This window comes from Bacillus cereus group sp. MYBK15-3, assembly GCF_051916765.1.
Lineage (GTDB): Bacteria > Bacillota > Bacilli > Bacillales > Bacillaceae_G > Bacillus_A > Bacillus_A cereus.
In genome coordinates this window covers 546,869-566,077 of sequence record NZ_JBQAHG010000002.1, presented here as the reverse complement: position 1 = coordinate 566,077, position 19,209 = coordinate 546,869, and the positions used below count along the sequence as shown (strand labels likewise).

The window sequence follows — 19,209 nt, the reverse complement described above, 5'->3', positions numbered from 1 at the left end:
CTGTTAAGAGGGCATTTGCTCTTAGCTTTGAAACGATATCAACCAAAGCGACCTGTAATATAATCTTCTGTACGCTTATCTGAAGGAGTCGTAAATAATTTGTTTGTATCTGTATACTCCACAACTTCCCCGCTTAAGAAGAAAGCTGTTTTGTCTGAAATACGCGCTGCTTGTTGCATATTATGCGTTACGATAACAATACTAAAATCTTTCTTTAGCTCTTGAATTAATTCTTCTACTTTTAATGTTGAAATTGGGTCTAATGCCGATGTTGGCTCATCCATTAAAATAACGTCTGGCTCAATAGCTAAGCAGCGTGCGATGCATAGACGCTGTTGCTGTCCACCAGATAAACCGTATGCATTATCGTGCAAACGATCTTTTAACTCATCCCAAATCGCTGCTCCACGTAAACTTTTTTCAACAATTTCATCTAATGTCTTTTTGTCACGAATACCATGGATTTTTGGACCGTATGCTACATTCTCATAAATAGATTTTGGAAATGGATTTGGCTTTTGGAACACCATTCCTACATGCGTTCTTAATTCTTCAACTGGATATGATTTATCAAATATATTGCGTTCTCTATACTCAATTACACCTGTAGTTCGAACGATCGGTACTAATTCTACCATGCGATTTAATGTTTTTAAGTAAGTTGATTTACCACAGCCACTTGGACCGATAATGGCTGTAACTTCATTCTCATGAATACTTAAATTAATATCTTTTAAAGCATGGTCTTCCCCGTACCATAAATTTAAGTTTTTCGTATCAAATACTACCTTCTTTGGCGCAGTCTCGATTTTCTCTTCATTTTTCACCTGTACATTTACTACTGTTGCTACCATTTGAATTCCCCTTCCATCCATTTCCAACTTATTTTCGATTTCGTAACCATAAAACAAATATATTGATAAATAGCAACAAACCTAACAAAACAATCATCCCAGCTGCTGCTACATACTGAAATTCTTCTTGTGGCCTACTCATCCAATTAAAAATTTGAATTGGTAGAACTGTAAATCTATCAAACATACTAAATGGAACATAATTTGCAAACGCAAGTGCCCCAATAACTAATAGTGGTGCAGCTTCTCCAATTGCTCTTGATATCGCTAACGTACAGCCCGTTATAATCCCTGGGAAAGCATATGGCAATACAATTTGATACATCGTTTGCCACTTCGTAGCACCTAATCCGTAAGAACCCTCTAATAATACACTTGGTACTGATCGAATTGCTTCTTGACTCGCCACAACAACTGTTGGTAAAACGAGTAAACTCATCGTCAGCGCTGCTGCAACTATACTCTCTCCTAAATGAAGAGCATATACAAAAATAGTTAAACCAAGCAATCCAAATACAACGGATGGTACTCCTGCTAACGTTTGATTATTAATCTCTATTATTTTTTTAAATAGAGATTCCTTCGCATATTGCTCTAAATAAAGTGCTGTTCCAACTCCAAATATAAAAGAAACAGGTATAACAATACTCATAAATAATATTGTCCCTGACAAAGCTGCAGCAATACCAGCTTCTTTCGGATTACGTGAAGCGAAATTTGTAAAGAAATCTATTGAAAGATAACTTATACCTTTTTCAACAATTTGAAACAGTAACAAAAACAAAATTACGATTGAAAATAAAATTGCTATATAAAATAACAATTTGTAAATTCGATCTTTTAAAAAGCGTGATGCCATGTTTTTTTGTATTTTTTTATGATTCAACATTCGCATATTATGTCATCCTCCTAAAACGGCGCATAATAGACTGCGAAATGATGTTCATAATAAAGGTAAACAAAAATAACGTTGCACCTACAGCATACATGCTGTAATACGTAATCGTTCCATGCGGAGCATCACCTAAACTTACTTGCACAATATAGGCTGTTAACGTTTGAATTGAATGTGTCGGATCAAGCGATACATTTGGTGTGGATCCTGCTGCAATTACAACAATCATCGTTTCACCAATTGCACGAGAAGCCGCTAATATAATTGCTGCCATAATCCCTGTAAAAGCGGACGGAAACACCACTTGTTTTACCATTTCAAACCGCGTCGCTCCGAGTGCTAATGAAGCTTCTTTCGTCCCTTTCGCCACACCTCTCATCGCGTCTTCAGATAGAGATGCAACGGTAGGCATCATCATAAATCCGATAACGATTCCTGGACTAATCGCATTAAAAAACTGTAAATCTGGTATAAGCCTTTGTAAAAGCGGCGTAACAATTGTTAATGCAAAAAAACCATATACAATTGTCGGGATACCTGCTAATAGCTCTAACATCGGCTTTAATATTTTCCGTGCACTATTTGAAGCATATTCGCTTAAAAATACGGCACACGCTAAACCGATAGGAATTGCTACAAACATAGCAATTGCAGTTATAAGGAACGTTCCACATATGAGTGGTAATATACCGAATTTAGGGTCTTCAAAAAATGGTAACCATTCTTTCTCCGTCAAAAAGGAGTATAATGATATTTTTTGAAAAAACATGATTGTTTCATTAGAGAGCGTAAAAACAATTCCAAGTGTCGTCACAATAGAAACGCTAGCAATTATTTTTAGTAATAAAGGCACTATTCGATTGATTTGCTGCGTTTTTTTTCTTTGTTTTGTATTTCTTTCAATCAAATGTTGTACAGAAAATATAATTTGACTTTTGTCATTATGAGCCAAAGATGAAAACCCCTTTCCACCCTGACATTACCTTTTTATTTCTGTTAACATACGCAGCTGTTCATTGTATTTTTCTTTTCGTAATTTTACATACCCGACCTCTTCAGCGAGGTTACCGACATGCTGAATCATAAACTCAACATAGTTTGCTACATTCATTTTATTTCGGATAGATGAATTATTCACATAAGCAAGTAGCGGCCTAGATAACGGCTTATACTTACCTGATTGAATGGTCTCTTTCGTCGGAAATACACCATTTACTTTTATTGCTTTCACCTTATCTCGATTAGCCATATAATAAGCATATCCTACAAAAGCAATGGCATGTTTATCATTCATTACCCCTTGCATAATAACTTGATCATCTTCAGACAAAGAGACTTTTTTTACAATGCGATGATTTTGTAAGATGACATTTTGAAAATAATCATACGTACCAGAGTCTACGCCTGGTGCATAAAACTTCACTTGTTCACGTGGCCATGTTGAATGAATTTGTGACCATCGCTTCTCTCTTCCATCTTCACTCCAAAGTAGTCGTAACTCGTCTACTGACATATCGTCTACCCATGTATTATGGCGATTCACAACAATCGTAAGACCGTCGTTAGCAACCTCAAAAGGTGTGAACTGAATAGAGTTTTTCTTCATTTCATTTTTCTCGACTTGTTTCATTACTCTCGAAGCATTATTTATATCTACTTCTCCTTTACTGAAACGATTAAATCCTCCCCCAGTTCCAGAAATACTGATGGAAATTTTCACGTCTGGATGCACCTTTGTATATTCCTCCGCTACTGCTTCTATAATAGGAAAAACCGTTGAGGATCCATCAACTCTCACTTCTCCCGTATCATTTAAAGCAAATGCAGTAGACATTTCAAAACAGAGGAACCATATTGATAATACGAAAATCTTAATCGGTGTACGCATCCATTTCACGTGTTCTTCCTCCTAGAAGTAACCGGAAATAACAGGATTACAGATATAAGAATACTGCTAAACTATTAATTCGGTTTTAATTGTTTGTAAAAGTTTTGTAAAGTTCCACAAAAATCAACATACGATACAATTTTAATTCAGTAGTAGCTATTCATTTCCTCTGATGATTTCCCTATAAAATATTTATCCCCTATCCCACCATATACAAGTATCATTTATAGAGCCGCGTTTTTTCAATGTTGTATACTTGTCCACATTTATTACACGATATGCATAAACCATAAAAAAAAGCACACTATCTTTTCATATAGTGTGCTTTTTTACAACTTTTTTATTCATCATCTTGATCTTTGTTTTTATTGTCTTTATCATCTTTTGGAGCTTCACCATTTACTTCTTTGTTTTTCAAATCAAAGTAAGCGTCCATAATTTCACGACCAATATATCCATTAATACCAGTCTTATCATCATGTACCCATGGAACGACAACAGAGAATGCTACTTCTGGATCTTCAAGTGGCGCATAACCTACTAATGTTAAGTTATATGTTTCCACACGTTCACCGTTTGCCTTTCTACCAATCTCTTTATCTCCGCCATACACAGTTTGCGCAGTACCCGTCTTCCCTGCCGCTTTATATTTTGCACCTGTAAAGTACTTTGTAGCTGTACCACCTGAATCATTATACACTTGTCTAAATCCTTCTTGAACACGTTTAATTTGCGATTCCGGCATATCAATACGATTTAATACTTTCGGTTCCATAGATTGAACAACTTTCCCAACTTCATCTGGTTTCACTGCCGGTTGACGAATTTCTTTTACAACTTGTGGTTGCATACGATATCCGCCATTGGCAATCGTCGAAATATATTGCGCTAATTGAAGCGGTGTATACGTATCATACTGTCCAATTGATAAATCTAGTAAGAAACCTGGTTGACTACTCTTACCCATCTGACCAGCAGATTCATTCGGTAAATCAATTCCTGTTTTTACACCAAGTCCAAACTGTCCGAAATAATAACGCATCGTATCAAATGCTTTTTGAGGTATATCTAACGTACCACCTCTCACATACTGAACACCGGCGATATTCATCGCTGTTTTAAACATATAAACGTTAGAAGACATTTTTAAAGCTGTAAGGTCATTAATATATCCCATCGTTTTCCAAGACGACTTCGTAGGTGTACCTTTTAATTTAATTGGTTCATCCAATTGTACTGCCCCTGGTTGAATCGCACCAGTTTGATATCCAGTAAGTACTGTTGCACCTTTTACAGTTGATCCCATCGGATAAGAACTTGTCATGGTACCTAATGCAAAGTCATTTACTTTCGTTTGGCCATCTTCGTTAACTAATTGTTTCCCCGCCATAGATAAAACTTCACCATTTTTTGGGTTCATCATTACAACAAATGCGCGATCTAAAAGAGGTTCGCTTCCTTTAAACCTCATTAAATTCTTCGCAAGAATATCTTCCACGCGCTTTTGTAATTCCATATCAATTGTTAAGTTCAGGTCATTACCACTTTGTCCTTTTGATACATTAATCGTTTCTAAAATATTACCGTTTTTATCTGTAACATTTCTAACTTCTGCTTTCGTACCGTGCAGACTATCTTCATACTGTTGTTCAAGATAACTTTTTCCTACTCGGTCATTTCGGTTATAATCACGAACAAGATAGTAATCTAGTCTTTCTCTCGGTAAACCTTCGTCAGAAGTTGTTACACCACCAAGTACACTTCGGAACAAATCACCATCATATGCATATTTTCGTTCCCAATCAACACTTGTATCTACTCCCGGTAATTGCGCTAAATTTTCACTAATAATCGCATATTCTTCATCTGTTGCATTTTTCTTAAGAACTTGAGGTGTCATTGCATATCCGCCGTCCATCTTACTCTTAATCGCTAGTATTTCTAGATCTTTGGCGGATAATTGATTAATCTCTTCTTCTGTTACACGACTTCGCTGACGCTCGTCTAATTCTTTATCATCAATTTTTTTATCTTTAAACTCTTGACGATCTTTATTCGTAATTTTTTCTTTAGCTTCCTCTTTATGCATAGCAAGCCAATAATCTTTTTTATCGCGATCTGTTAATTTATCTGTCGGTACTTCAATCAAATCTGCTAGCTTTTTCGCTGTTTCTAAGCGATCCTCTGCAGTTGATCCTTTCATTTTTGTAAATGTAATAGTACGAATGGCTGCATTATCTACTACAGGTCGCCCATAACGGTCAAATATTTTCCCACGCGGTACAGGATTACTTATCGTTGAGTTTTCTTTCTTCTCCACTTCATTCTTATATTCTTCACCGCGAACAATTTGTACATATCCGAGCCTTACAATAACCGCGGAGAACATTAAAAACACGCAGAAAAACAACACGTTTAATCGAAAAGGAACGTGGGTCTTTTTCTTATTTTGCTTCTGCTTCTTGCTCATACAAACCCCCTCTACCAACAGCTATGTAATGTGAAAGGGACACCTTCATACAGGTGTCCTCACTGCTGTCTTACATCTTTTTCTATTCTAGCATAAAACAAACGAGAAGTTAACCTTCTGGTTCAGTTTGGTTTTGCGCGTTCCCTTGCGTTACAACACTTGTTTTACTCGCATTTCCCTCATCATATTTGACATTTTTAACTGCAAAATAAATAAGAAAATGTCCAGCACCTAAAATACATAATAAGTAAGGTAAACTTTTTTCAGGTGGAAAGAATAGTACAGCACATAAAAAACTTAAAATGGAACAGATTCTTCCGGCGTTTAACCATAACTCCCGAACAACGACATATTCCACACGCCATTCTCTCGCATTTTTTGCTCTACCAATTACGTCATATGTCATTGATCCGTACGGAACAAGTAAAATAGGGTATGCAATCGCAATACATGCTGCATAAATAAGTAATTTCGTGTATGTAACATTGAAAATAACTAAAAAGACGACAGCATATAAAATAATGCCTCCAAGTAAAATTGCTTTTTTTCGCCACTCTTTCTTTAACATACGAGCAACTAAGTAATAACATACAAAGGATACAGCAGAGTTCACTAAACTGTATTTCCCTAATGCGAACTCACTATTAGTTGCTAAATAAACATATACTGAAATGACAAAAATAAACGTTCCTTCTCTCAATCCTTGGAAAAAATGAGCTCGTGTAATCTTTCCCCAATTTTTATCAATCCGTCGTTCTTTCAATACTTGCACGATTTCATAACGCCCTTCACATTCTCTTTTAGATAAAAAGAAGCTTAAGACGATAGCAATTGCAAATAGAACTAATGAAAGAAAGAATATAACAGTATAACCACTCCATTTCTCCATACGTGAAATTGTGTATCCTGCTGCTATTGGTCCGATCATCCCAGAGAAGGATGTAAGAAGTCCAAGAAACCCATTAAAGAAATCTCTTGTTTCTGGTTCTGTAATTTCAAATGTCAATAAGTTAAAAGCCAACCAGTAAAAACCGTATCCTACTCCTAAAAGAGCCCCCATTAATAAAATATACTGAGAAGCACTTTTTCCTGCTACTAAGACAACGATAAAAAAAATTGCGAGCGTTCCTACCCCTATTCGTAATAAAATCGAGCGATCGATACGTTTCGCTAATTTCCCCCCTACAAGAAATGTGAGAGGCTGTAATACCACGCTTGCTAAATTATACAAGCCAAGATTCACATAATTTTGTGTTTGTTTCCATAAATAAATATTTACAAACGTATTCGATAAAGAAATTGCGAGCGTGTATAAACCTCCTATAAGGAGCAATAACACTAAATCCCGATTCACTTCAACGTCACCAATTATATGTTTCCATTTCATACACAACTCTCCTTTACTTCATGTTCTAGTCTTCCAAAGACAAGCCCAATTATGTAAAAGGAAAGCATAGAAAAAAGCTAGGGGCTCCCCCCTAGCTTTTTCTATATTTATTACAATTATTTTGCTTCTTGGTAACGTTTTTCAGCAGCGTTCCAATCTACAACGTTCCAGAATGCACCGATGTAGTCTGGACGACGGTTTTGGTAGTTTAAGTAGTAAGCATGCTCCCAAACATCTAAACCGATAACTGGCGTTTTACCTTCAGTTAAAGGAGAATCTTGGTTTGGAGTGCTTGTTACTTCTAACTCACCATTGTTTACTACTAACCAAGCCCAACCAGAACCGAAGCGAGTTGCGCCAGCTTTTGCGAATTCTTCTTTGAATGCATCGAAGCTACCGAATTTTGCTTCAATTGCAGTTGCAAGTTCACCTACAGGTTGTCCTCCGCCATTTGGAGATAGGATTGTCCAGAAGAATGTATGGTTAGCATGTCCGCCACCATTGTTACGTACTGCTGTACGGATTCCTTCTGGTACTTCGTTTAAGTTTGCAACTAATTCTTCTACGCTTTTGTCAGCTAATTCTGCATGACCTTCTAAAGCAGCGTTTAAGTTTGTAATGTACGTGTTGTGATGTTTTGTATGATGGATGTTCATTGTTTCTTTGTCAAAGTGAGGCTCTAAAGCATCATACGCATAAGGTAAATTTGGTAATTCGTGTTTTGCCATTGTTATATTCCTCCCAGTTTATGTATTGCCACTTAAGTGACATACAACTTCATTCTACCCTAATTGCCATAGGGTGCAAACAAATAAATCACATTGTCTTGCTATCATTAAAGTAGCAAAATTCCCACTTCTTTTCAATTAAAATGCTCATATATTCCGTAAAAAAAGCTTCCTTCTACAAGGAAGCTTCCTGCTAACATAATAAACATGTGAAATGGATATGGACCCTGTAGGACTCGAACCTACGACCGGACGGTTATGAGCCGTCTGCTCTAACCAGCTGAGCTAAGGGTCCACAATTATGTATGTAACAACATATCAAATAAAGGAATTCCTATCGGATATGCTCTTTAAGAAATGTAAGATAAATTTACCATATAGAAAAGAAAAGTGTCAATTGTATTTTTCTTATTTAAAAGAAGAAAGTTAATAAAAGAAATTTAGTTATCTCCACTATATGTAAATATAATATATCTTGAGATTCTCTAGATTACTACGTTACAATGATTTTATACATACATAAAGGAAGTGAATCTATGTCCATATTTACCCAATTCGTAAAAAGCATATACTCGCCTAAAGATATGGCGCTATTCCGTTTTCAAAAAATCGGTAAAACCATTTTGTATATTATGCTACTTTGCTTAATTACTACTATTCCAAGAACTTTTTTGTACGGTAGTTTTATCCAAGATGGTGTAAGCATGGTAAATCAAGTCATCGATAAAGATTTACCTGATTTTAAAATTGAAAATGGCGAACTAAAAGCCGATATTGATCAACCTATTGAAAAAGAAGAAGGAAATGCACTTTTCGTATTTGATCCAAATTCAACAGACCTAGAAAAATATCAAAATAAAACAGGTTTATTTGTTTTAAAAGATAAAGTAGTCTCTATGGGAAATGGTCAAATACAAACGTATTCTTATAACGATTTGTTAGGTGCATCTCTTGAGAAAAAAGATCTACAAGAATTTATTTCTTTATTCGATAATATTTATCCAATTTTATTATTTGTTATTGGATTCTTAGTGTACCTATTCCAATTATTCATCACTTTTGTAGGTGTGACTTTACTTGCGTTCATCGGTTCTGCTATGAGCGGTCAACGTAAACTATCCTATAAACAAGTTTGGACACTAACTGCATACAGCTACACAATCCCAACAATCTTCTTTATGATTATGGATGCATGTAAGATTGTCGTACCTGGATCAACATTCATCTATATCGCAGTTGTTTTAATTGTTCTGTACTTAACGATTAAAGAAGTTCCAAAACCGAAAGAAAAATAAGAACGAAAAAAAATGCCTAAATAGGCATTTTTTTTTTGGACAAGCATATATTCCTAGCAAAGGAGTGAAGAATATGAAGAGATTAGGTATATTCCTATTCGTGCTTGTTCTCGGTTATATATTTTATTACGATATAAAAATCGGTACTTTACCGATGTTAAGTTCATATAAAAAAACAACTGCTGCTCAAACGATTAAAAAAGAAAACACAGACAGTCAGCAGAATAAAGAGAACAAAACAGAAAAAGAAACGGATGTATCTTATAAAACAATTGAAGTAAAAACTGGTGAGACAGTTCTTTCTATTACAGAACAAATTAACAAGAAAAAAATTCCTTCCATAGAAAAAGTCATTGACGACTTTAAACAATTAAACAAAAGTACATCTGCTACAAAAATACAAATTGGAAAGTCTTATAAATTCCCCTTATATCAATAAGCTATCACTTAATCCTTGTCAATTACATAAAGGCGCTGATACAATAGTAAAAGTGAAACCGAGTACTTCGGTTTCTATAGCCCTATATCACGTATACTATCATTGATATGAGGGACTAAATAAGAAACTTCTTTTATAAGGAGAGCGATCTATTCGTGAATGAAATGACTCATCGTACAAAAACACGTCCAGTTAAAGTCGGTAATTTAACAATCGGCGGTAATAATGAATTAATTATACAAAGTATGACAACAACAAAAACACATGATGTTGAAGCAACAGTTGCTGAAATTAAGCGTTTAGAAGAAGCCGGCTGTCAAGTCGTCCGCGTTGCCGTTCCAGATGAACGCGCAGCAGATGCTATTGCTGATATAAAAAAACAAATCAACATTCCACTTGTTGCTGATATTCATTTTGATTATCGCCTTGCTTTAAAAGCAATTGAAGGCGGCATTGATAAAGTACGTATCAATCCAGGTAACATTGGTCGTCGCCATAAAGTAGAAGCTGTTGTAAATGCAGCAAAAGAGCGCGGTATTCCAATCCGTATTGGTGTAAACGCTGGTTCATTAGAGCGTCATATTTTAGAAAAGTATGGGTACCCAACTGCAGATGGTATGGTTGAGAGCGCGCTACATCATATTAAAATTTTAGAGGACCTAGATTTCCACGATATTATCGTATCTATGAAAGCCTCTGATGTTAACTTAGCAATTGAAGCATACGAGAAAGCTGCTCGTGCTTTTGATTATCCATTACATTTAGGTATTACAGAATCTGGAACATTGTTTGCCGGAACTGTAAAAAGTGCTGCTGGTCTTGGAGCAATCTTAAATAAAGGCATCGGAAATACACTACGTATTTCATTAAGTGCTGATCCAGTTGAAGAAGTAAAAGTTGCTCGTGAACTATTAAAATCATTCGGTCTTGCGTCTAACGCAGCAACACTTATCTCTTGTCCAACTTGTGGTCGTATTGAAATTGATTTAATTAGCATCGCTAACGAAGTGGAAGAATACATCTCTACACTTCAAGTACCAATTAAAGTTGCAGTACTTGGTTGCGCTGTAAATGGCCCTGGTGAAGCTCGTGAAGCTGATATCGGTATTGCCGGTGCACGTGGAGAGGGATTATTATTCCGTAAAGGGCAAGTCGTTCGTAAAGTACCAGAAGAAACAATGGTAGAAGAACTGAAAAAAGAAATCGACGTAATTGCTGCTGAAATGGCTGCTGAACGAGAAAAAGAAAAAGAGACACAAGAACAATAAAAAGAAGGTTGCCACAATATTTGTGAGCAACCTTCTTTTCTACGTAAAAAAGCTCGTCAGTTTAACCGACGAGCTTTTACTTTGCACATTTTGGACAACGACCATATATTTCAAACTTATGACCCGTTACTTCATAACCGGTAAAATCTTTATTCATAAAATCCATTGGGCAGGAAGTAATCTCTTTCGTTCCCCCACAATCCAAACAAATAAAATGATGATGATGTTCCATAATAGAACAAGTAAAACGAAAATGTTTTTCACCATTTAATTCCGTTTGTTCTAAAACACCAATCTCAGCAAAAACTGTTAAGTTACGATAAATCGTATCAAAACTAAGCCCCGGATAATCGTCCTTCATATGCTCTAAAACGTCTTTCGCAGTTAAATAACGATTATGTGCTGCAAATAATCTGAGCATCTCTTCTCTTTTTCCAGTATGTTTGTATCCTTTTTCTTTCATTAGGCGTAAAGCTTCTGTTAGATTCATACCTATCCCTACTTTATGCAGTTTTTTTCTTCTTCCATAAAATCGCACCGATTAAAATAAGAACTGCTATCATAACAATTGTACCACCTGGCGCTAGATCAAGTTGATACGAAGCAAACATTCCACCAATTACTGCAATTTCACCAAATAAAATGGAAAAGAAAATTGTTTGTTTAAATCCTTTAGCAATACGAATACTTGCTGCAACTGGTAACGTCATTAATGATGATACAAGAAGAACCCCCACTACACGCATTGATACTGCAATGACAAGAGCAACTAATATAATGAAAATAAAGTGAATCCATTTCGCTCTTAAACCAGTTGATACTGCGTATTCCTCATCAAATGATAATAGAAACAGCTCTTTATATAATAAAATAATTGTCGCAACAACAACAATTGCTACAATCCCAATAATAATTAAATCTGTACTTGTTACAGCACTGACACTACCAAATAAATAACTAAATAAGTCTGTGTTGAATCCATTTGCAAGTGAAATGAAAATAACTCCAACCCCCATACCTGCCGAAAGGATAATTGGAATTGCTAATTCTTGATAGTGCTTATATACAGTTCGTAACTTTTCGATTAGTAGCGCTCCACCAATCGAGAAAATCATCCCCATATATAAGGGGTTTAAAAACCCACCTGTAAAAATGGTTTTTTCAAGTAATAAACTTGCTGCAATACCCGATAACGTCACGTGACTTAATGCATCCGCAATAAGAGATAAACGACGAATAACAACAAACACACCAATTAGCGGTGCAACAAGTCCAATTAAAATACCTGCGTATAAAGAATTACGTAAAAAGTCATATTGTAAAAAATCTTGTATCATTATATCCTCCCGTGATGCTCATGTTCGTGTTCTAAACGATGAACATGATGTCCATATAAGACGGACATTTCTGCATCTTCTAACTCTCGGAACTTCTCTACATTTCCATGGAAATGTAGATGTTGGTTTAGGCATGCAACATGTGTTACTTTTTCAGTAACAGCTCCCATATCATGAGTAACAAGAATTAATGTGATCCCGAGCCTTTTGTTTAAATCCTCTAATATTTCGTAAAAACTTTCCACATTTTTCACATCGATTCCAACAGTAGGCTCGTCCAAAATAAGCAATTCAGGATCACTAACGAGCGCACGAGCAATAAATACACGCTGTTGCTGTCCACCAGAAAGCTCTCCAATGTTACGACCTTGAAACTCACTCATCCCTACATCAGCAATTGCTTTTTCTACCTTTTTCTTATCCTCTTTTGTGAAAAAGCGAAAAAGCCCTTTTTTCGAAACAAGTCCCATTGACACAACTTCAGAAACAGTTGCTGGAAAACCAGAATTGAAACTATTTGCCTTTTGGGATACATAACCAACTTTGTTCCATTCCTTAAACTTCTTACTATCAACGCCAAACACGCGAATGCTTCCTTCTTTTGGCTTTAAAACACCTAATAAACACTTAAGTAAAGTTGATTTACCTGAACCATTCGGTCCCACTAAACCTAAAAAAGCTCCCTTCGGAACTTGCAAATTAATATTTTCTAACACATTCCGATCTTCGTATCGGAATGTTAAACCTTCAATTTCTAATATATTATTCATAGCATCTCACCTATTTTAATTCAGAATGATTCCGATTTATATCTATTTGAATTATAGTACAGCTTATTATAGTTGTAAACCAATCTGCCTAAAATATATCTATTTTTTCAAGAAACCTTACTATTATAACAAAAAGCAGAGAAAAATTCTCTGCTTTCGAAAAATATTCCTATAAACTTTTTAGTGAATAGCCGATTTAAACTTACCACCATTTGTCTCTTGCGTGCTCATAATCGTAACAAACGCATTTTCATCAATTTCATGCACAATTGATTTTAACTTCGTCACTTCTAGACGCGTTACAACTGCATAAATAACTTCTTTTTCTTTATCCGTGTAACCACCTTTCGCTACAAGCTTTGTAGTTCCACGGCCAAGACGATGCAAAATCGCGTTTGATACTTCCTCATATTGATCAGATACAATTAAAACCGCCTTCGTTTCATCTAGCCCTTGAATTACTGTATCGATCGTTTTAAATGCGATATAGTACGTCATAACAGAATACATCGCTTGTTCCACACCAAACACAAATGCTGCCCATGCAAAAATAAATAAGTTCACAAACATTACGAATTCACCAACAGAGAACGGTAATTTCTTCGTTAATAAAATCCCCATAATTTCAGTTCCATCTAGCGATCCACCATGACGAATTACAAGTCCTACACCAAGACCTAAAATAAGACCACCAAACACTGTCGCTAAAATAGGTTCTGTTGTAAATGGTGGTACCGCATGTAACGTTGACTCAATGAAAGCTAATGCTACAATACCAAATGTCGAAGATAACATAAATGTTTTTCCAATTTGCTTATAACCGGAATACATAAATGGGATATTGAGAACAACGACTAAAGTAGAAAAACTTAACCACCAAATGTTAGGAGTAAGATAATCTAATATAAGAGAAATACCAATAATTCCACCATCAATAATTTTATTTGGCATTAAAAATAGTTCAATTGCTACCGCCGCGCATGCTGCTCCAAAAATAATCATAACTAAACGATAAATGAGATGAATAACACTTTCTTTTCGATGTTGCTTTTGCTCCATAAGTCCTCCCTTTACTCTTTTTCTGTAGTTTTGTCCTTATATTATAACATACGCTTCTTTTCCTCATGAAAAAAGAAACTCCATACGAATATGTACAAGCTATATGCTCATATATTTCGATAGAAGAACGCGTGAAGGAGGATAATAAGATGAACCTCATTAAACAAATTGTTAATAAAAAATTAAATCATATTTCTACAAAAGAGTTATTAAAATATAGCAAAGAATATGAAGTTCCCATTACAGCCGCACAAGCTGATCAAATCGTTTTACTTATGAAGGGTAAAAATATTAATATTTACGATAACAACGAGCGACTAGAGCTCTTAAAACAAATCGCAAAAGTAACTTCCCCTGCCACTGCCCAACAAGTAAATACATTATTTCAGCAACTACTAAAATAAGGAGGGGATTTCCCCCTCCTTATTGCGCTTTAATTTTTTCAAGAAGCCCTTCATCAAAAGTGCCGTTTTTCAGCATTTCGATTTCCAATTTGTATGGCGGCTTCTTATCTTTTTTATCTTCCCCTACATACGGTGTTTCAAGAATTTTTGGTACATGCATTAACTGTGGATGATGTACAATGTGATGCAATGCTTTATACCCAATGTGACCAAATCCAATGTTTTCATGACGGTCTTTTCCTGCTCCGCGTATATTTTTACTATCATTAATATGAAGTACTTGTAAACGATCTATACCAACGATCTTATCAAATTCGTTTAATACGCCGTCAAAGTCATTTACAATATCATATCCTGCATCGTGCGTATGACATGTATCAAAGCATACAGATAGCTTTTCATTATATTTTACACCATCAATAATTTTTGCAATTTCTTCAAAGCTACGACCGCATTCTGTTCCCTTTCCTGCCATCGTCTCTAACGCAATGTTAACCGTCTGTTCTGGCGTTAATACTTCATTAAGCCCTTTAATAATTTGTTGAATACCAGCATCCGCTCCAGCACCAACGTGCGCTCCTGGGTGAAGAACAATTTGTTTCGCTACACCTAATGCCGATGTTCTTTCAATTTCCATGCGAAGAAAGTCTACGCCTAATTGGAATGTTTCTGGCTTCGTCGTATTCCCAACATTAATAATATACGGCGCATGGACGATAATTTCCTCAATTCCGTTCAGCTCCATATGTTTTCTTCCTGCTTCTATGTTCAATTCTTCAATTGGTTTTCTTCGTGTATTTTGCGGTGCACCTGTATAAATCATAAACGTTGTTGCACCGTATGAAACAGCCTCTTCACTTGCTGCTAATAACATTTTCTTACCACTCATGGAAACATGAGATCCAATCTTTAACATACAATCACCTCTTCAATATACAATAGATATAATGATAGCATAATTTGTAGAAATATGTAGTGAATTGTTTGTTCACAAAAGATGCACTACACAAATTTATATGACTATTTATACAGACTATACTTTTCATTTAAATTAGCTGGATTAAGTGAAACTTTAATCAATACTTTTCTATCCATATTGATTACACCTCCCACAAATAGCGGGATAAAAAAAAGATAAGGGAAACCCCTTATCTTTTTTTATTGCCATATTTTTTCTTCACTTTGTCACGTTCTGTTGCAAGTTTACGTTTATAGTTTGGTTTTACTTTTTTCGGTTTTTTAATAACTTTCGTTGCCATAACATCAAGTTCGTCATTTGGTTTTTTACGGCTCTTACGACGACGACGCTCACCTAAATCGGCCCACTCATCTCCGCGTAAATCTACATGCTTGAACTCAATATGACGTTGTTTTTCTAAACTATCTAACGCTTCTTCGTTTGCTGGATCATATATCGTCACTGCAATACCAGAATGCCCCGCACGTGCTGTTCTTCCAACGCGGTGAACGAAGAAATCTAAATCTGATGGTAGCTCATAGTTAATAACATGGCTAATCCCTTCAATATCAATACCACGTGCTGCTAAATCAGTCGCAACAATATATTGGAATTCAAGGTCACGAATTTGTTTCATCATTTTTTTACGATCACGTGGTGATAAATCCCCGTGAATTCGTCCAACTTTTAAGCCGCGTTCCATTAATCCATCAGCAACTTGGTCTGCCATCTTTTTCGTATTCGTGAAAACAACTGCTAAATACGGTTTAAATTGAAGTAGCATTTTATGCACTAAATCAATTTTATTACGATGTTTAGAAGGCACTAAATAGTGTTCAATGTTTCCAGCTGCAACTTGTTTTGGATTGATATGAATATGCTCTGGATTCTCCATATACTTCTTCAGAAACGGTTTTAGTTTTTGAGGAATTGTTGCAGAGAAAACTAACATTTGCAAGTTTTTAGGCATGCGTGCTGCAATTTTATCTACATCATGAATGAATCCCATATCAAGCATTAAGTCTGCTTCATCGACAATAATCGTATTTGCTTTATGAACAAATAATGCTTGCTCTTCTACTAAATCTTTAATACGTCCTGGTGTTCCAACTACGATATGAGGTTGTTTTTTCAACTTTTCAATTGAGCGTTGTTTATCAGTTCCACCAATTAAACAACGTGCTGTAATCATTTGGTCTTCCGCACAAAACTTTGTTAATTTCACGATTTCTTCGTAAATTTGTTGTGCTAACTCACGAGTAGGCGCTGTAATAACAAGTTGTACTTCTTCACGACTTGCATTAATTCTGTTTAATGTAGGAAGTAAGTATGCATGTGTTTTCCCAGAACCTGTTTGGGATTGTCCAATTACACTTACACCTTTTTTCACGACCGGGAAAATTTTCTGCTGAATTCCTGTCGGCTCTGTAAAGCGTAGTTCACGAACTGCATCTATTAAAAATGGTTTAAAATCATACTGTGTAAAAGTTTGTTGTGTCATAAGTTACACCTTCTTTCTAAAATTTCTACTGCGCGCACAAATCAGTCAAGTCTACATTATATCGAAATCTACAAGTAAAATCCATCTTTAGTTTAGGTTTTCACTTCAAAAACTAACCTTCTTCCCTTTTATTGCATATTGTATGTGTATATACCTAACTGAAGAAAGGAGGATTTCTCACATGTTTCCGAAATCCCCTACAAGGCAAATGTATCCGAATCCAGGGCAACAACCTTATACACCATATCCAATTCCACAACTACCACCAATGGCACAAAAAAAGAAAGGTTTTCTTGCTAAGCTTTTTAAAAAACACGATCCAACCGAGCCTTTTATGCAAATGGTTCCACCTTACCGACAAATGGAGGGGCAACCGATGATGCATCAGCAACCACCACCGCCACAATATCAACAGCAATATCAGCAGCAATACCACCAACAATATCAGCAGCAACATCCACAATATCAACCATACATGCAGCAACACCCTGAGCAAATGATACCGCCTCAAATGTATGAATCAAATGAAACGCGCGGCGGCGCAACTACAGCTGCGGCAACAGCAAGCAGTGGCATCGGCAGTTTCTTTTCGAACTTAATTTCAAATCCCACTAATATGATAAACAACATCGAAAAAGTATCCCAAGTCGTTCAATCTGTAGGTCCTGTCGTCGAACAGTATGGTCCTATTATGCGTAGTCTACCAAGCATTGTTAAAATCCTCACCTCTGGAAAAAGTACGGAAGAAAATCAAACGGAAAATGTAACAGAGCCAGTTGAGGTAGAAAGTCCGCCTCCTGCACCTCAAAAAAAGAAACGAAAACGAAAGAAAATAGTGATTGAACCTGTAATAGAAAAAGAGTTACCGAAAGAACCAGTTCAACAAACAGCAACAAAACCAAAACTATATGTGTAACAATCCTTTGTTTTCTATCCACTCCTCCTTTATAATGTAAAAGACTATGCACAAAAGTATCCCTTGTTTAGAAGGAGAGGATTACTCATATGAAAATTGTTAAAATTTCCCCTCGTGGTTATTGCTACGGTGTTGTCGATGCAATGGTAATTGCACGTAATGCTGCATTAGATAAATCATTGCCGAGACCCATTTATATTTTAGGTATGATTGTTCACAATAAACATGTTACAGACGCTTTTGAAGAAGATGGAATCATCACATTAGACGGTCCAAGTCGCTTAGAAATTTTAGATAAAATTGATTCTGGTACTGTTATTTTCACAGCACACGGTGTTTCTCCAGAAGTTAAACAACGCGCAAAAGAAAAAGGTTTAACAACAATCGATGCCACTTGCCCAGATGTTACCAAGACGCATGACCTTATCGAAGCTAAGAAAGCGGAAGGGTATCATGTCATTTATATCGGTAAAAAAAATCATCCAGAGCCAGAAGGCGCAGTTGGTATTGCACCTGACATCGTTCACCTTATCGAAAGAGCCGATGATTTAAAAACATTAGAAATCCCAACAGATAAAATTTTAGTAACAAATCAAACAACGATGAGTCAATGGGATGTTCAACATTTAATGGAGGACATTCAAAAAAAATTCCCAACAGCAGAATTCCATAAAGAAATTTGTTTAGCTACTCAAGTTCGCCAAGAAGCTGTCGCTAAACAAGCTGATGTTGCAGACTTAACAATTGTTGTTGGTGATCCGAAAAGTAACAATTCAAATCGCTTAGCACAAGTATCACAAGAAATCGCGGGTACAAAAGCATATCGAGTTGCTGATGTAAGCGAAATTCAATTAGAGTGGCTACAAGGTGTAGAAAACGTAGCTGTTACAGCAGGTGCTTCTACTCCAACGCCAATTACGAAAGAAGTTATCGCTTTCTTAGAGCAATATGACCCAATGAATCCCGCTACATGGGAAAGAGTTCGAAAAGTACCGTTACAAAAAATATTACCTCGCGTGAAAGTGAAAAAAGAACAATAA

General features: G+C 35.9%; 19 protein-coding genes and 1 tRNA gene. 6 read left to right on the top strand and 14 right to left on the bottom strand.

Annotation, left to right across the window (positions count from 1 at the left end):
* Positions 1-38: 38 nt before the first annotated feature.
* The 8 genes from pstB to ACTFR8_RS11300 all read right to left on the bottom strand — a co-directional run bounded on the left by pstB (position 39) and on the right by ACTFR8_RS11300 (position 8,517).
* The gene (pstB, locus tag ACTFR8_RS11335; protein ID WP_000226681.1) at positions 39-854 is read right to left on the bottom strand and encodes a phosphate ABC transporter ATP-binding protein; all 816 of its coding nucleotides are present in this window, start codon (positions 852-854) and stop codon (positions 39-41) included.
* A 28-nt stretch (positions 855-882) separates the two neighbouring features.
* Positions 883-1,749 carry a phosphate ABC transporter permease PstA gene (pstA, locus tag ACTFR8_RS11330; protein WP_001242557.1) on the bottom strand — a complete coding sequence of 289 codons (867 nt, stop codon included), beginning with the start codon at positions 1,747-1,749 and terminating at the stop codon, positions 883-885.
* A gap of 1 nt (position 1,750) precedes the next feature.
* Entirely contained in the window at positions 1,751-2,701 is a 951-nt protein-coding gene (gene pstC / locus ACTFR8_RS11325; protein ID WP_252209692.1) for a phosphate ABC transporter permease subunit PstC, read from the bottom strand.
* Positions 2,702-2,728: 27 nt separating this feature from the next.
* Positions 2,729-3,646, bottom strand: a complete 918-nt coding sequence (locus ACTFR8_RS11320) for a PstS family phosphate ABC transporter substrate-binding protein (RefSeq protein WP_252209693.1) — start codon at positions 3,644-3,646, stop codon at positions 2,729-2,731.
* A gap of 331 nt (positions 3,647-3,977) precedes the next feature.
* Positions 3,978-6,107, bottom strand: coding sequence for a peptidoglycan D,D-transpeptidase FtsI family protein (locus ACTFR8_RS11315; protein ID WP_098300069.1), 2,130 nt, complete (start codon positions 6,105-6,107; stop codon positions 3,978-3,980).
* Between the two features lie 109 nt (positions 6,108-6,216).
* Positions 6,217-7,494 (bottom strand): MFS transporter, encoded by a 1,278-nt coding sequence (locus tag ACTFR8_RS11310; protein WP_000871383.1) that lies wholly within the window; start codon positions 7,492-7,494, stop codon positions 6,217-6,219.
* Between the two features lie 116 nt (positions 7,495-7,610).
* On the bottom strand, positions 7,611-8,222 hold the full coding sequence (gene sodA, locus ACTFR8_RS11305) for a superoxide dismutase [Mn] (protein WP_001052035.1): 612 nt from the start codon (positions 8,220-8,222) through the stop codon (positions 7,611-7,613).
* A 221-nt stretch (positions 8,223-8,443) separates the two neighbouring features.
* Positions 8,444-8,517: transfer RNA gene (locus ACTFR8_RS11300), tRNA-Ile, on the bottom strand.
* A 241-nt stretch (positions 8,518-8,758) separates the two neighbouring features.
* Between ACTFR8_RS11300 and yqgB the strand changes: the two genes are divergently transcribed.
* From yqgB to ispG, 3 genes are all read left to right on the top strand, one after another.
* Complete coding sequence (yqgB, locus tag ACTFR8_RS11295) at positions 8,759-9,517, top strand: protein YqgB (RefSeq protein ID WP_000021899.1); 759 nt, start codon at positions 8,759-8,761, stop codon at positions 9,515-9,517.
* 73 nt (positions 9,518-9,590) lie between these two features.
* Positions 9,591-9,956 carry a protein YqfZ gene (gene yqfZ / locus ACTFR8_RS11290; RefSeq protein WP_000825416.1) on the top strand — a complete coding sequence of 122 codons (366 nt, stop codon included), beginning with the start codon at positions 9,591-9,593 and terminating at the stop codon, positions 9,954-9,956.
* A gap of 164 nt (positions 9,957-10,120) precedes the next feature.
* Positions 10,121-11,224, top strand: a complete 1,104-nt coding sequence (gene ispG / locus ACTFR8_RS11285; RefSeq protein ID WP_153577907.1) for a flavodoxin-dependent (E)-4-hydroxy-3-methylbut-2-enyl-diphosphate synthase — start codon at positions 10,121-10,123, stop codon at positions 11,222-11,224.
* A 76-nt stretch (positions 11,225-11,300) separates the two neighbouring features.
* Here ispG and ACTFR8_RS11280 read toward each other — a convergent pair whose 3' ends face one another.
* The 4 genes from ACTFR8_RS11280 to ACTFR8_RS11265 all read right to left on the bottom strand — a co-directional run bounded on the left by ACTFR8_RS11280 (position 11,301) and on the right by ACTFR8_RS11265 (position 14,390).
* Positions 11,301-11,714 (bottom strand): Fur family transcriptional regulator, encoded by a 414-nt coding sequence (locus tag ACTFR8_RS11280; RefSeq protein ID WP_001054516.1) that lies wholly within the window; start codon positions 11,712-11,714, stop codon positions 11,301-11,303.
* A gap of 13 nt (positions 11,715-11,727) precedes the next feature.
* Complete coding sequence (locus tag ACTFR8_RS11275; RefSeq protein ID WP_000613815.1) at positions 11,728-12,561, bottom strand: metal ABC transporter permease; 834 nt, start codon at positions 12,559-12,561, stop codon at positions 11,728-11,730.
* Positions 12,561-13,331, bottom strand: coding sequence for a metal ABC transporter ATP-binding protein (locus ACTFR8_RS11270; RefSeq protein ID WP_001059662.1), 771 nt, complete (start codon positions 13,329-13,331; stop codon positions 12,561-12,563). Before ACTFR8_RS11270 ends, ACTFR8_RS11275 begins: the two co-directional genes overlap by 1 nt.
* 180 nt (positions 13,332-13,511) lie before the next feature.
* Positions 13,512-14,390: a YitT family protein gene (locus ACTFR8_RS11265; RefSeq protein WP_000435963.1), complete on the bottom strand. Its 879-nt coding sequence runs from the start codon at positions 14,388-14,390 to the stop codon at positions 13,512-13,514.
* Positions 14,391-14,539: 149 nt separating this feature from the next.
* Between ACTFR8_RS11265 and ACTFR8_RS11260 the strand changes: the two genes are divergently transcribed.
* Positions 14,540-14,794: a DUF2624 domain-containing protein gene (locus tag ACTFR8_RS11260; protein ID WP_001048954.1), complete on the top strand. Its 255-nt coding sequence runs from the start codon at positions 14,540-14,542 to the stop codon at positions 14,792-14,794.
* A 19-nt stretch (positions 14,795-14,813) separates the two neighbouring features.
* On the opposite strand, the gene ACTFR8_RS11255 is transcribed toward ACTFR8_RS11260, so the two are convergent.
* Positions 14,814-15,710, bottom strand: a complete 897-nt coding sequence (locus tag ACTFR8_RS11255; protein WP_000912456.1) for a deoxyribonuclease IV — start codon at positions 15,708-15,710, stop codon at positions 14,814-14,816.
* Between the two features lie 232 nt (positions 15,711-15,942).
* Entirely contained in the window at positions 15,943-17,253 is a 1,311-nt protein-coding gene (locus ACTFR8_RS11250) for a DEAD/DEAH box helicase (protein WP_000194015.1), read from the bottom strand.
* Between the two features lie 181 nt (positions 17,254-17,434).
* Here ACTFR8_RS11250 and vrrA point away from each other — a divergent pair, with 181 nt between their 5' ends.
* Positions 17,435-18,169 (top strand): VrrA/YqfQ family protein, encoded by a 735-nt coding sequence (gene vrrA / locus ACTFR8_RS11245; protein ID WP_000484170.1) that lies wholly within the window; start codon positions 17,435-17,437, stop codon positions 18,167-18,169.
* Between the two features lie 89 nt (positions 18,170-18,258).
* Complete coding sequence (locus ACTFR8_RS11240) at positions 18,259-19,209, top strand: 4-hydroxy-3-methylbut-2-enyl diphosphate reductase (protein ID WP_000706659.1); 951 nt, start codon at positions 18,259-18,261, stop codon at positions 19,207-19,209.